Genomic DNA, 12847 nt, shown 5'->3' with positions numbered 1-12847 from the left:
GACCATCCGACCGCCCGACGCGCGCGCGGGCGTTTTGCTTTTAAGGGTTTTTGCGCGGCTCATTCCGGCATTTGCGATGAACGGGGAAGCACGATACCGTGTCGCCCTTGTCAAAACGCGGTGCTGTGACTAGGAGGGCCGCGTTTGGCGAATCGGGCATTTGCGCGGCTTCGGTCGACAGTGCGGCCCAGATTCGTTCGGCAACTTGCTCGGGAAAGAATCAGCGTAGATGCACGGAACCGCGCGACCGCAGACGGAACAGATCGGTCTCACACGGGCCTCATGGCGAGCCCGATGGCAACGCCTTGCCGAATTGCTCGGAGGGGACCGGGCGCTGTTGCTGGGCGTGCTGCTGGCCGCGATCGCGGCCTTGCCGGCGCTGGTAGCCTGGGCTCCGCAGATGACGGACTACCCCTCGCACCTTGCGGGATACAAGGTTGCGCTGGACCACGGCCAGGACCCCTACCTGACCCGCTATTTCGTGTTCAACTGGGAGTGGACGGGCAACCTCGGCGTCGAACTGCTGATGGTGCCGATGGCGCCGCTCTTCGGTCTTGAGCAGGCCGGGCGATCATCGTGGTGATGATTCCGTTCCTTTCGGGCCTGTCGATCATCGCGGTCTGCCGCTCGCTGGGCCGCCGGGTCGATGTCGGCCCGATTCTCGCCTTCGCGATGATCTGGTCGCCCTCGCTGCTGATGGGCTTCCTCAACTATTCGCTGTCGGTGGCCTTGGGGCTGCTGGCATTCGCGCTCTGGATCAGGCTTGAAGACCGGCCCTGGCGCTGGGCCGTGATGGTGCCGATCGGCTTCGTCGTCTGGCTCTGCCACGTTTCCGGCTGGGGCGTGATGGGCGTGCTGATGTTCGGCTATGAATGGAGCCGCCGCCGTAACTGGCTGGACTGGCGGCCCTTCATCAAGCCCTGGCCGCTGATCTTCCCGCTGTTCCCGATGCTGCTCGGCGTAGGCGCGAATTCCAAGGTTTCCTACGGGCGCTACGTCCTCGATTACAAGTTCGGCATCCTGTACAAGGCGATGCGCAGCTATGACTATTGGTTCGACATCGCCAGTGTCAGCGCGGTTGCCGCCTTGCTTGCAGTCGCTATCTTCCGTCGCCATTTCGACGGCAGGTTGGGCTGGGCAGCGGTCATCCTGCTAGTACTGACGCTGGCGGTGCCGCGCCAGATCTTCGGCGGCGATTATGCCGACTATCGTCTCAGCACGACCGCGCTTCTCGTCGCCTGCCTGGCGATCGACTGGAGCCTGCCACGCTGGGCGATCGTGGCCGCGGCTTCGCTGTTCATCTCGCGCACCGCTGTTACGACGGTCGTGTGGTATCAGGATGCGCAGACCGCGCGGCAACTGATCGCGGCGCTGGACCAGGTGCCGGAGGGCGCGCGAGTCGCTACGGCCGTCGCCATTCCGCGCGTCCAGTGGCGTTTCGGTCCGTTTGAGCACTTCGGCTCCTATGCCGTGGTCCGGCGCAGCGCGATGGAGAATTCGAATTTCGCGCTCCCCGACGTGCACATGCTGTCTATGCGCGACCTTTCCTATCGGTTTGCCGATCCGAGCCAGCGCATCCTCTATTCACCGCGCCAGCATATTGACCTGCGCAAGTTCGCGCCGGCCCGTCATGCCGAGTACCTCTGGTATATCGGCAGGATAAAGCCCGTGGCGCTGCCGGACGGCGCACGTATCCTCTACTCCAGCCCCAACTCGTTCCTGGCGCGCCTGGCCGATCCGGCGGATATCGCCAACTAGATCGTCTGGCGATGGGAAGGGCGACCCTTGCAAAATGCAGGGAGCGGGGCTAAGTCCGCGGTTCCTTCCGATATGCGGATCACGAATTGCCCCTCCCGGCCTCGGCCGGGGCGGCGATGGCCCCTATCCGGAAGAAATGAGACACATTTCTGCTCAGGCAGCAGGCAAGACGCGAGAACGACTGAAATGGCCAAGACCAGTCCCGGCGAATTCATCCGGCAGGTGCGTAACGAAGCCTCCAAGATCTACTGGCCCTCGCGCCAGGAGACGGTGACGACGGGGATCTTCGTCGGGCTGATGACTGTCCTGCTTGCGGTGTTCTTCCTTGGCATCGATGCGCTGTTCGGCTGGATCGTCACCTCGATCCTGTCGCTGCTGTGATCGCCTGAACCAGACAACGAAGAGAGAACCATGGCCCGCTGGTACATCATCCACGCCTACTCCGGATTTGAGAACAAGGTGAAGGAATCCATCCTCTCGGAAGCCGAGCGGATGGGTCTTTCGCAGCTCGTCGAGGACGTTCAGGTCCCGCACGAGACCATTACCGAGGTCAAGCGCGGCAAGAAGGTCCAGGTCGAACGCAAGACCATGCCCGGTTACGTGCTCGCCAAGCTCGCGCTGAATGACGACGTATACCACCTCGTCAAGAACACCCCGAAAGTCACCGGCTTCCTGGGGTCGAGCGGCAAGCCGCAGGCGATCAGCGAAACCGAGGCTGCGCGTTACTTCGGCGCCGCCGAAGCCGCTGCCGCCGCACCGCGCAAGCAGATCAACATCGACTATGAGATCGGTGATTCGGTGAAGGTTCTTGACGGTCCCTTCGCCAGCTTCAACGGCCTGGTCGAGGAACTCGACTTCGACAAGAACAAGGTCAAGGTTGCAGTCTCGATCTTCGGCCGCGCCACGCCGGTCGAGCTCGATTTCGAGCACGTCGAACTCAGCAAGTAATCGGGGCCGGGCTTTCGGCCCGGCACCTCGCTCAAAACACCCCGCTCGCCGTCAGGCCTGCGGGGCGTATTGCGTGAAGCGTACAAGGCTGCGCTCGGAAAATCCAAGCCGGCGATAGAGCGCGCGTGCAGTCGCGTTGTCGGTGTAGCTGTGAAGCACCGGTCGGCGCCCTTCCTCCCGGATCGCCGCCACCACGCGCCGGGAGAGCAGGGCGGCGAGGCCTCGTCCGCGTCCATCCGGATGAGTGCAGACGGCGCTGACTTCAATATGATGGCGGGTGCGCATTCGCTGGCCTGCCATCGCGAGCAGGCGCCCGTCCTCGCGCACGCCCCAGAACCGTCCCAGGTCACCGGTACGCGCGGCGAAGGGGCCAGGCTCGGTCAGGGAGGCGAGGGCAAGCATTTCCGGATAGTCGCTTTCGCCGAGAGGCACGATGCGGGGATCGGCGACGGCGTGCTCCACCGCTTCCAGCGCGGCCTCGTCACCGGCGAAGACCATTTGCACGCCTTGCGCGCCGCGCACGATCTCGAGGTCCGGGATGATCGTATCCTCGCCGCCGCCGCTGCGGGCGAGGGCTAGCGGGCCTGTCGTTCGCACAAGGTTGGCGAATTCGGCCAGGCATTTCGGGGAGAAATCGCGGACTGCCGCAAGCGGGCCGATTTCGGGGCGGAAGCGCCGTGCGTTCGCGGTTCCGATCGCAAAGCCGGCTTGCTCGCCTCGAGGCGTTCCAGATGAGGTTGTCAAGTTCGTGCCCGTGGTCACGGTCTCGGCCGGCGTCCTGTTTCTCGTGCATGCTGGCTTTCTATGGCGGTTGCACCGGGCGAGAGAAAGCCGGAAATCCTGCCCTTTCCTTTTATCCCGATATCGTTTAGGGGCGCGCACTTCGGATCGGCCTCGTGCCGGTGCGATTCCCTGCGGGAGGATGCTCCAGCGTCCGTAAGACCGCTAAACATGAGCATCTGCCGTGCAGGTGTGAAAGTGTGAAAGGAGTGGCCAAATGGCCAAGAAGATCGAAGGTTACATCAAGCTGCAGGTCAAGGCCGGCAGCGCCACGCCGTCCCCGCCGATCGGCCCTGCGCTGGGTCAGCGCGGCGTGAACATCATGGAATTCTGCAAGGCGTTCAATGCCGCCACGCAGGAGCTCGAAAAGGGCATGCCGATCCCCACCATCATCACGGTGTATGCGGATCGCAGCTTCACGTTCGTCACCAAGACCCCCCCGGCGACCTTCCTCATCAAGAAGGCCGTGAACCTGAAGTCGGGCTCGAAGGAGCCGGGCAAGATCAGCGCCGGTACCGTCAAGCGCTCGCAGCTTGCCGAGATCGCCCAGGTCAAGATGGCCGACCTCAATGCCAACGACATTGAAGCCGCCACCAAGATCATCGAAGGTTCGGCCCGCGCGATGGGCCTGCAAGTGGTGGAGGGCTGATTCCATGGCCAAGGTGACCAAGAAGCAGAAGTCGCTGACCGAGAAGCTCGGCGAAAACCTCAAGCACTACCCTGTCGCTGAAGCGCTGCAGACCCTGCGCGACCTGAAGACGACCAAGTTCGACGAAACCGTCGAAGTCGCGATGAACCTGGGTGTTGACCCGCGTCACGCCGACCAGATGGTTCGCGGCATGGTTTCGCTTCCGGCCGCACCGGCAAGACCGTTCGCGTCGCCGTGTTCGCCAAGGGCGACAAGGCTGCGGAAGCTCTCGCCGCCGGCGCCGACAAGGTTGGTGCGGAAGACCTCATGGACGACATGCAGGCCGGCAACCTCGACTACGACCGCGTCATTGCCACCCCGGACATGATGGGCGTCGTCGGTCGTCTCGGTAAGCTGCTGGGTCCGAAGGGCCTGATGCCGAACCCGAAGCTCGGCACCGTGACCCCGAACGCACGCAGGCCGTGAAGGACGCCAAGGGCGGCCAGATCGAGTTCCGCGTCGAAAAGCAGGGCATCATCCACGCCGGCATCGGCAAGATGTCGTTCTCGGACGCCGACCTGCTGACCAACTTCAGCGCGTTCGTCGATGCGATCGTCAAGGCCAAGCCCTCGGGCTCCAAGGGCAAGTACGTTCGCAAGATTTCGCTTTCGTCGTCGATGGGCCCCGGCCTGAAGATCGACACGACCGAAATCGCTGGCGCCTGATAGGCACCTGATCCTTCGGGATCATGCGAAACGGATAGAAGGGCCGGAGGGAAACCTCCGGCCCTTTTTTCGTTGCGGCGATCCTTCGGCAGGGCGCTCCTTCTTGCACCGTTCCGCCGAGCGGTGTATTTCGTGCTGAACAACTGTTCAAAACGATAAACTGGAGAGCGTGCCGCCATGGCCATCCGATTCGAGGACATCAAGGAACACATCGGTTCGCGTGTCATATGGGACGACCGAGCGGACATCTTCACGCCGGAAGCGGCTGAGGCGATCCGGGCCAAAGTGGAAGAGCGTACCGTCGTGGTCTTCCCCGAACTGAACCTCACCGATGCCGAGCAGCTTGCCATTACCGACGCGATGGGCGGGACCGTGAAGCTGACCGCGCGCAACAACGTCCAGCAGAACGACGAAAACGTCTATCAGGTCACGCTGGATGAGAAGATCAATCCTCAGCCGGAATATGTGCTGGGGACGTTCTTCTGGCACATGGACGGGATCACCGTGGACATGCCGCCGCCTTTCGCCACGCTGCTGTCCTGCCGCATCGCGCCCGCCATCGGCGGGGAGACCGAGTTCGCCAGCACTTATGCCGCATACGAGGGCCTGCCCGAGGAAGAGAAGCAGGCGCTCGAAGGGCTCAAGGCCGTGCACTCCGTGCGCGCCAGTCTGTCGCCGATCGCCGATGCCATTCCGGAAAAGCACCGTGAGCGCGTGCTCGGCATCGGGCTCGTCAAGGAGCATCCGCTGGTCTGGACACACGGATCCGGTCGAAAGTCGATGGTGATAGGGACTACTGCCGATCATATCGTCGGCATGGAGGTTCCGGCGGGCCGGGCGATGCTGATCCGCCTGCAGGAATGGGCGGCGCAGCCGGCGTTTTCCCTGCGCCACAAGTGGACCAAGGGCGATTTCGTGATCTGGGACAATACCGGGGCGATGCACCGGGCCATTCCCTATGACAAATCGACCGGCCGCATGATGCACCGTACATCGATCGCCGGCACTGAGACCGTGGCCGCCTGATCCGGGTCAGGCGTTCAGGAACGCCGCTCCGAATACTCGCTTTGCCAGGGCAGGCGGGTCACGGGCGGCGTCAGGGCTCCAGGTTGGCCGCCGTATAGCACTCGACCAGATAGGCCAGCGGCCGTCCATCGGGCAGCAGCAGCATCGCCTGATGGGTGGAGATGGTCTCAGGCGGGCAGTTCGCGGCCGCACCGGCGACTGTCGAGAGCGGCTTGCGGCGGAATTGGAGGGCGGCGACCGCCTTGCCGAAGGGGATATCGGTGGACCCCAGCGCCGCGTTCATGGCCGGGGTCAGGCGCTCCGCGACATACCAGTTCCATGCTACTGACAGGACCTTGGCGCCGCAGTTCAACCGAACATTGCGCAGGCTGACGGTGTCGCCATGTCCGATCGCCAGCACCGTGCGAATGTCGTCCGGTGCCGGCTGATCCGCTCCCTGGACGAGATGTGCCGTGATCCGCGCAGGATCGCCCAATCCTCGTGCGGCACACCATTCCTCCAGCGCCAGCGTGGCGCTGTCATGGCGGCTCAGCACAGCCTCGAATGCGTCCAGTGTTGGCGCGGCATTCAGGGAAGGGGCAGGCGTGGCCATCAGTGCAAACGCGGCGGCAAGCTCAAATGCCACCTGGCACCGCGGCTCGGCCCATCGCTTCGAGGCCCTCGACCAGCGCGCGTGAACAGGCGGCGAGATCGTTGGCGCTGACGGAGCGGATCACGAAGTTGGCGCCGGTCTTGCCTTCCGCCCAGAAAGGGTAGGAGCCGATCTGGCAGCTCTCATGTGTCTTCTCGGTCTGCCGGAGCAATTCGGCGACTTCGCTTTCGCCCACCCAGCAGCCGATGGTCTCGGACAGCAGCGGCGCTCCGCCTTCGAGCTGCCCGGACAGGGCGTCAAGCATTCCGGCCGTTATGCTCGGGACGCCTGCCATGATGAAGACGTTTTCGTAACGGATACCCGGGGCGCCGGTGTAGCGGTTAGGGATCAGGCTGGCGCCTTCCGGCGTGCGTGCCATGCGCAGCCGTGCCTCGGTCAGTCCGCCGCGAGTCTCGTAGTAGCCTTCCAGGATTGCGCGCGCTTCGGGTGGTACGCTTGCCGGTACACCCAGGGCCTCGGCGATCGCGTCCACCGTGATGTCGTCGTGCGTGGGACCGATTCCGCCGGTTGTGAAAAGGTAATCGTTGCGGGCGCGAAGGACGTTCACCGCTTCGACGATCGCGGCAGTGTCGTCCGCGACGACGCGCACTTCCTTCAGGCGGATACCTTGCACCTGAAGCCAGGTTGCGACTTGCGCGATGTTCTTGTCGTGCGTGCGACCCGAAAGAATCTCGTCACCGATGACGACGAGGGCGGCTGTGTAGATTCGCGAGGATTCGGCCATGGCGCATGGCTAGGACAAAGCTGCGCGCGCCGCCAGTCGTGCATTTGCTTCTCTTTCGCACGCGCGGGACCGGGGCAAAAAGAAAGGGCCGATCCGAAGACCAGCCCTGAAAAGTTTTGGGAGAGGATGCCTGAAAGGCCCGATCCTTATGATCCCGGACACGTTTTGCTGCAAATGCGAAAAACTTTCCTGCTGTTGCGTGACATGCAACCAATCGCTCAGGCGCTGAAAAACCGGCATTCCCATCGGCTTCAGGACTTGCCGGAATTGCACATGAGGAAGGGCAAAGTGAACGATGCCGAGGCGCTCGTTCCTTGCGGCTGATGCACGAGGCATGATCGAATCTGGATAAGGGTTGCCTTGTCCTCAGGCATCTCGCGTTCTCGCACGCACTTCTTGGTCGGAGAGCGATACCGATCGCCAGGCAAGGAAAGCGGGCAAAAAAATGGGCCGGTCCGAAGACCAGCCCTTTGAAAGTTTTTGGGAGAGGATGCCTGAAAGGCCTGCTCCATATGCTCCCGACACCGATTCGCCGCAAATGCGAAAAGATTGGGCAATGTTGCAAGGCGTGCAACTCAGGCGTCTGCCACCGATGTCGTCAGCCGGTGGTGATCGCTCCATAAAGATCGTGCTCGTCGGCATCCTCGATGAGAACATCAACGATATCACCGACTTGCATGTCCTTCCCGGCATTGCGGAGGAAGACGTTGCCGTCGATCTCGGGAGCGTCGGCCTGAGAGCGGCCGGTTGCGCCGATGTCGCCATCCTCGTCCGCTTCGCCCACTTCGTCGATGATGACGGGCAGGATGCGGCCGACTTTACCCTGGAGCTTGGCAGCGCTGATCGCGGCGGTCTTCTCCATGATCCGGGCGTAGCGTTCTTCCTTGACCTCTTCCGGCACGGCGTTCGGCAGGTTGTTGGCGCTGGCGCCTTCGACCGGCTCGAAGCGGAACGCGCCGACACGGTCGAGCTGCGCTTCGTCGAGCCAGTCGAGCAGGTACTGGAAGTCCGCCTCGGTCTCACCGGGGAAGCCGACCACGAAGCTGGAGCGGATGGCGATATCCGGGCAGATTTCGCGCCACTTGCGCAGGCGATCAAGCACCTTGGCTTCGTTGGCCGGGCGCTTCATCGACTTGAGCACCGAGGGTGCCGCATGCTGGAACGGAATGTCGAGGTAGGGGGTGAGCAGCCCTTCCGCCATGAGCGGGATCACCGCGTCGACGTGCGGGTAAGGGTAGACGTAGTGCAGGCGCACCCAAGGCTTGCGGCCTTGCGAATCGCTCAACTGGCCAAGCTCGCGGGCGAGATCGGTCATGTGGGTGCGGACCTCGTGGTCCTTCCATGTGCGCGTTTCATGGCGCACGTCGACACCATAGGCCGAAGTGTCCTGGCTGATGACCAGCAGTTCGCGCGTGCCCGCCTGCACGAGCTTTTCCGCCTCGCGCAGCACCGCGTCGATGCGGCGGCTCGCCAGCTTGCCGCGCAGGCTGGGGATGATGCAGAAAGAGCAGGCGTGGTTGCAGCCTTCCGAAATCTTCAGATAGCTGTAGTGGCGCGGCGTCAGCTTCACGCCCGCTTCGTCGTAGATCTGCGGGATCAGATCGACATAGGGCGAAAGCTCGGGCGGGGCGGCGTCGTGCACGGCCTCGACCACGGCTTCGTATTGGTGCGCGCCGGTTACGGCGAGCACGTCCGGGAAGCGCGCGCGGATCACGTCGGCCTCGTTGCCCATGCAGCCTGTGACGATCACGCGGCCGTTTTCGGCAATGGCTTCACCGATCGCAGCCAGGCTCTCTTCCTTTGCGGAATCGAGGAAACCGCAAGTGTTGACGAGCACGACATCGGCGCCGGCATAGTCCGGGCTCATCGTGTAGCCGTCGGCGCGCAACCGGGTGAGAATGCGTTCGGAGTCGACAAGCGCCTTGGGGCAGCCGAGGCTGACCATGCCGACCTTGGGCGGAGAGGGGATTTCAATAGCCATAGGAATGGCCGGCCCGATACGCTTATTACGGCCAAGAGTCACGAAAAACGAATCATACCCGCAGCGCAGCCCCGCCGATGTGCTTCACGATCTCACCGCGGCCTTGCGCCACGGCAACGAGCCTGCGCAAGGAAGGTCCTGTTGGAAAAAGGAATGTGGCAATGGGTCCGGTAAACTGGTTGGCCGTGGTTCTCGCAGCAGTGCTCGCCGTGGTAGTGGGCTTCGTCTGGAACGGACCGCCGTTTCAGAATGACCGCCGACTGGCGCCGGGAAAATCGGAACGCGCGGGGAACTACGGAATCGTCTGCTTCGTGTTCCTCGTCAGTTCGATCATGCTCGGGCACAACTTCGCGCGGATCGGCGCGGAAACGCTGGCGGCGAAGCCCTGGCTCTATTTCATGCAGACCGGCGGCGTCGCCATTGCTTTCGTCTTGCCCGCGATCTGGCTGACGCATGTTCGCTACCGCGCCGAGCCGATTCGCCGTGTGATGGACTGCTTGTTCTGGCTGGTTGCCTATCTGGCGATGGGGCTGGTGTTCTGGGCGCTAGGTTGACGGCTCGTCGTCGCTGCTCTTCGTCGGCGTGATCTCGACCACGATATCGCCCGGTTGCAGGGACTGCGCCTCGTCTTCCCAGAAGCCGATCGTGCGGTTTCCGCGATAGATCCTGAGGCCCTTGCCGCCGGTCGCAAGTTGGTCGAGCGAACGGCCCACTTCCGACGGTTCAACCGGTTCGACAAGCTGGACGCGGCCTGCCACCGAAGCGAGGTCGGAGAAATAATCCGCCACATGCTGCCCATCGGCCGAGCCGGCCAGCAGGAGGCCGGTGAAGCGTACCGGATTGATGACGTTGTTCGCCCCGGCCTGCCGGGCGAGCAGTTCGTTATCGTCGGCGCGGATGACAACCGTGATCGGCACCTTGGGGGCAAGGTGGCGGGCGGTAAGGACGATGAGCACCGAGGTATCGTCTCGTCCGGCTGAGACCAGCACGGTTCTTGCCGTGGTCACGCGCACCGCGTTTTGTATCTCGTCGCGCGTGGCGTCTCCCTGGAGGACGTTGCAGCCCATCCTTTCGGCCTGGGCCAGCCGGGCCTGTACCGGATCGACGACAACGATGCAGGCCGGTTCGGTTCCCCGTTCGACGAGTTCCTTCACTGCTTCCGAGCCGCTGACGCCGAAGCCGAGCACGACGATGTGGTCTTCCAGCCGTTCCTGGATGCGCTTCATGCGCCATGTCTCCCAGCTGCGCTTGATGATGAAATTGTAGGCGGTGCCGACGAAAATGGTGATGACAGCGAGCCGGATCGGCGTGACCAGTACGGCCTCGATCAGGCGGGCGCGATCACTGACGGGGGCGATGTCTCCGAAGCCTGTCGTCGTGATCGAGATCATCGTGAAGTAGACGACATCGAGGAAGCTGACCTGCCCGTCATGGACATCGTGGAGGCCCGCCCGGTCGCTCCAGTGGACCATGATGACGACGAAGATCAGGAAAAATGCGCCGCCCAGCCGCAGGGCCACGTCGGCCCACACCGGAACAGCCAGCGAGCGGCGCAGCGGCTTGAAAACGGGCGCCTTTGGCGGATTGGAGGCAGGGCGTCTCTTCGACATGCCCGGCGAGCTTACGGAGCCTTGGGCAGCTCGTCCAGCGGGTCAACCGGCTTGCCGTCCTGCCGGACTTCGAAGTGCAGTTCGTTGCCCTTGGCAAGGCCGGTGCTGCCGACCAGGCCGACGCGCTCGCCAATGGCGACTTTCGCGCCTTCCTTCACCGTGACCCGGCTGAGGAAGGCATAGGCGGTGAACCAGCCCTGGCGTGATCGATCACGACGAGGTTGCCGAACTGCTCCTTCTCCATTCCGGCGAACCGGACGGTGCCGGCGGCGGCAGCGCGGACCATCGTGCCTTCAGGCGCCTTGATGTCGAGCCCGTCGTGATGGTCGGCGCCGGTCGCGAAACCGCGGCGCACGGGGCCGTTCACCGGCCAGGCGAAACGCGCTGTCCCGGTGGACGGCGCTGCCTTCGGCGGGGGCGGGGCTGTGACCGGGGTGACGGGGGCAGCGCTGGTCGCGGGCGGATCGAGCAGGGTGGGGATCAACAGCGACTGCCCCGCCTTTACCGGAGCCGTTGGATCGAGACCGTTGGCGAGGGCGATCTGCTCCCACGGGACGGCATATTTGTAGGAGATCGAGAAGCCGGTATCGCCTGCCTTTATCGCATGACGGCGAGTGCGCGGGATTTGCAGCTTCTGGCCCAGGCGCACATTGTAGGGCGGCTGCAGGCCGTTGGCCTCGGCGATCAGGATGCGCGGTACTTTGGCGGCGAGTGCGATGCTGCCGAGCGTCTCTCCGGGCTGGACGACGTGGACGCTCTCCTGCTCGGGCGGCCCGGCAGCGGCGATGGCGGCTCTTGCAGTCGAATTTGCGGCGGCTGCGGCCTTCTTTGCCGGCGCTGCCGGGTTCGCCGCGCTTTTGGCGGGCACCGGAGCGGCCTTGGTCGCGGCGACCTTGGCGCGAGGGATCGTCAGCTTCTGGCCGAGCTTCACGACGTAAGGCGCCTTTAGCCCGTTTGCGCTGGCCAGCGCCTCGGCGGAAACGCCCGCGCGGTTGGCGATGCCGTTCAGCGTCTCGCCCGCCACGACGACGTGCACGGCCTCGTTCCCTTGACGGGTGTTCGGGGACGCGGCGAAGGCGGGCGCGATCGGCAGCGCGAGCGCCGCCAGCAGGAGAAGGGACTTCCGCATCATGCTTCGAAGCGGCTCGCGATCTCGGCCAGCGATGCGTCATGCGTGAGGTCGAGCTGGAGCGGCGTTACCGAGATATAACCCTCGGAGATCGCTTCGAGGTCGGTGTTGTGGCCGGCCGTATGCTCGATGCCGTGAAGGCCGAACCAGAAGTAGGGGAACCCGCGCGGGTCCACGCCTTCGACCACCGAACCGCGTGCATAGTCGTGAAAGCCCTGGCGGACCACGCGGATGCCCTTGACCTCGGCCCCGGCGACGGGCGGAAAGTTGACGTTGACCAGCGTTCGCGGCGCGAATGGCGCATCGAGCAGGGGCTTCAGTACCTTGGCGCCCCATTCCTCGGCAGCGGAGAAGCTGACGTTGTTGCCGTGCCCTTCGCCCGCATAGACCTGGCTCAGCGCGATCGAGCGGATGCCTGCCAGCGCGCCCTCCATCGCGGCCGAGACGGTGCCCGAATAGGTCACGTCATCGCCGAGGTTGGCGCCGCGGTTGACGCCGGAGAGGATCAGGTCGGGCGGTCCGGGCATGGCCTTCTTGATGCCCATGGTCACCGAATCGGTAGGCGTGCCGGTGACCGAGAAACGCTTGGGCGCGTGTTCGCGCATGCGCACCGGACGACCGAGCGTCAGCGAATGGCCGGCCCCCGACTGTTCCTCGCTCGGCGCGCAGATCCAGATATCGTCCGAAAGCTGCGCGGCGATCTTTTCAAGAACGTAGAGGCCGGGGGCGTTGATGCCGTCGTCGTTGGTGAGCAGAATGCGCATGGTGTCTTTCTCGCAATGTGGCGCGGGCTTGGTGGTCCAAGCGAGGCGCCGGTCCATTCATCCTTCGACAAGCTCGGGATGAGCGGAGGGGAGGCTCGGCCTGCGTGAAATGGGAGGATGCC

14 protein-coding genes and 2 pseudogenes are annotated in these 12847 nt (G+C 63.9%); 9 read left to right on the top strand and 7 right to left on the bottom strand.

Features of this window, described 5'->3' with window-relative positions; all coding sequences use genetic code 11:
* Positions 1-229: 229 nt before the first annotated feature.
* From ADT71_RS32830 to nusG, 4 genes are all read left to right on the top strand, one after another.
* Positions 230-583, top strand: a complete 354-nt coding sequence (locus tag ADT71_RS32830; protein ID WP_231635574.1) for a hypothetical protein — start codon at positions 230-232, stop codon at positions 581-583.
* Positions 577-1758, top strand: coding sequence for a hypothetical protein (locus tag ADT71_RS04345; RefSeq protein ID WP_231635573.1), 1182 nt, complete (start codon positions 577-579; stop codon positions 1756-1758). Before ADT71_RS32830 ends, ADT71_RS04345 begins: the two co-directional genes overlap by 7 nt.
* Positions 1759-1944: 186 nt before the next feature.
* Positions 1945-2139 (top strand): preprotein translocase subunit SecE, encoded by a 195-nt coding sequence (secE, locus tag ADT71_RS04340; protein ID WP_054435447.1) that lies wholly within the window; start codon positions 1945-1947, stop codon positions 2137-2139.
* A gap of 30 nt (positions 2140-2169) precedes the next feature.
* On the top strand, positions 2170-2706 hold the full coding sequence (gene nusG / locus ADT71_RS04335; RefSeq protein WP_054435445.1) for a transcription termination/antitermination protein NusG: 537 nt from the start codon (positions 2170-2172) through the stop codon (positions 2704-2706).
* A gap of 51 nt (positions 2707-2757) precedes the next feature.
* On the opposite strand, the gene ADT71_RS04330 is transcribed toward nusG, so the two are convergent.
* Positions 2758-3450, bottom strand: a complete 693-nt coding sequence (locus ADT71_RS04330; protein WP_231635572.1) for a GNAT family N-acetyltransferase — start codon at positions 3448-3450, stop codon at positions 2758-2760.
* A gap of 253 nt (positions 3451-3703) precedes the next feature.
* Here ADT71_RS04330 and rplK point away from each other — a divergent pair, with 253 nt between their 5' ends.
* From rplK to ADT71_RS04315, 3 genes and pseudogenes are all read left to right on the top strand, one after another.
* Positions 3704-4135 (top strand): 50S ribosomal protein L11, encoded by a 432-nt coding sequence (gene rplK, locus ADT71_RS04325; protein ID WP_054435442.1) that lies wholly within the window; start codon positions 3704-3706, stop codon positions 4133-4135.
* A gap of 4 nt (positions 4136-4139) precedes the next feature.
* Positions 4140-4839: pseudogene (gene rplA / locus ADT71_RS04320) on the top strand (50S ribosomal protein L1).
* 177 nt (positions 4840-5016) lie between these two features.
* Positions 5017-5865: a TauD/TfdA family dioxygenase gene (locus ADT71_RS04315; RefSeq protein ID WP_054435438.1), complete on the top strand. Its 849-nt coding sequence runs from the start codon at positions 5017-5019 to the stop codon at positions 5863-5865.
* Between the two features lie 70 nt (positions 5866-5935).
* Here ADT71_RS04315 and ADT71_RS04310 read toward each other — a convergent pair whose 3' ends face one another.
* Together ADT71_RS04310 and ADT71_RS04305 are read right to left on the bottom strand one after the other, a co-directional pair.
* On the bottom strand, positions 5936-6490 hold the full coding sequence (locus ADT71_RS04310) for a hypothetical protein (RefSeq protein ID WP_054435437.1): 555 nt from the start codon (positions 6488-6490) through the stop codon (positions 5936-5938).
* Positions 6480-7241 carry a molybdopterin-binding protein gene (locus tag ADT71_RS04305; RefSeq protein WP_054435435.1) on the bottom strand — a complete coding sequence of 254 codons (762 nt, stop codon included), beginning with the start codon at positions 7239-7241 and terminating at the stop codon, positions 6480-6482. The genes ADT71_RS04310 and ADT71_RS04305 overlap by 11 nt, the downstream gene beginning before the upstream one ends.
* Positions 7242-7367: 126 nt before the next feature.
* Between ADT71_RS04305 and ADT71_RS31145 the strand changes: the two genes are divergently transcribed.
* The gene (locus ADT71_RS31145) at positions 7368-7565 is read left to right on the top strand and encodes a hypothetical protein (RefSeq protein ID WP_132469335.1); all 198 of its coding nucleotides are present in this window, start codon (positions 7368-7370) and stop codon (positions 7563-7565) included.
* 274 nt (positions 7566-7839) lie between these two features.
* On the opposite strand, the gene rimO is transcribed toward ADT71_RS31145, so the two are convergent.
* Positions 7840-9222 (bottom strand): 30S ribosomal protein S12 methylthiotransferase RimO, encoded by a 1383-nt coding sequence (gene rimO, locus ADT71_RS04300; RefSeq protein WP_054435433.1) that lies wholly within the window; start codon positions 9220-9222, stop codon positions 7840-7842.
* Positions 9223-9383: 161 nt separating this feature from the next.
* On the opposite strand from rimO, the gene ADT71_RS04295 reads away from it, so the two are divergent.
* Positions 9384-9776 (top strand): DUF1761 domain-containing protein, encoded by a 393-nt coding sequence (locus ADT71_RS04295; RefSeq protein WP_054435430.1) that lies wholly within the window; start codon positions 9384-9386, stop codon positions 9774-9776.
* On the opposite strand, the gene ADT71_RS04290 is transcribed toward ADT71_RS04295, so the two are convergent.
* The 3 genes and pseudogenes from ADT71_RS04290 to surE form a co-directional block, all read right to left on the bottom strand.
* On the bottom strand, positions 9768-10832 hold the full coding sequence (locus tag ADT71_RS04290; protein ID WP_054435429.1) for a TrkA family potassium uptake protein: 1065 nt from the start codon (positions 10830-10832) through the stop codon (positions 9768-9770). The two genes, ADT71_RS04295 and ADT71_RS04290, sit on opposite strands and share 9 nt — an antisense overlap.
* Positions 10833-10843: 11 nt before the next feature.
* A pseudogene (locus tag ADT71_RS04285) lies at positions 10844-11961 on the bottom strand (LysM peptidoglycan-binding domain-containing protein).
* On the bottom strand, positions 11961-12725 hold the full coding sequence (surE, locus tag ADT71_RS04280; RefSeq protein ID WP_054435428.1) for a 5'/3'-nucleotidase SurE: 765 nt from the start codon (positions 12723-12725) through the stop codon (positions 11961-11963). Before surE ends, ADT71_RS04285 begins: the two are co-directional and overlap by 1 nt.
* Positions 12726-12847 lie beyond the last annotated feature (122 nt).

Source organism: Novosphingobium sp. ST904 (assembly GCF_001298105.1).
In the GTDB taxonomy this organism is placed as follows: domain Bacteria; phylum Pseudomonadota; class Alphaproteobacteria; order Sphingomonadales; family Sphingomonadaceae; genus Novosphingobium.
The sequence above is the reverse complement of the archived record's forward strand: the minus strand, read 5'-3'. Positions and strand labels throughout refer to the sequence as shown.